At 58.5% G+C, this 323-nt stretch carries 1 protein-coding gene; it reads right to left on the minus strand.

What is annotated here, in order from left to right; all coding sequences use genetic code 11:
• A partial coding sequence (locus RVY79_RS18510) for a hypothetical protein (protein ID WP_317466005.1) occupies positions 1-268 on the minus strand: 268 nt, incomplete at its 3' end.
• Positions 269-323: the final 55 nt, after the last annotated feature.

A 323-nucleotide genomic window follows, 5' to 3' on the forward strand; every position in this document is an offset into this window, starting at 1 on the left:
CGGTATCGAGGACTTGCTTCCAGCCAGCAGGCAACCAATTCATCACGGCGATGTTAGGTTCATACGAGGCCGCCTGATCCCGGCAGTATTTTTCGACAATGGGTGCAAGCCGCGCCGTGGGCACCTGGCGCTTGGCTTCCATCCCCTCATAGATCAAGCGGAATGCCTCGTTGAGCCCTGGTATGCCTTCAGACAGATGGCCGACAAGGATCGGGTTGTACTTGATCGCATAGATGTTCGAGCGCAGGGCAAACGCATCATTGGCCATCAACCGGCCGACGCACTTATCCGGAGCCGCCTCTGCCCGGCCCCTGTCAACCATG

This window comes from Chromohalobacter sp. HP20-39 (genome assembly GCF_033052815.1).
Taxonomy (GTDB): Bacteria; Pseudomonadota; Gammaproteobacteria; order Pseudomonadales; family Halomonadaceae; genus Chromohalobacter.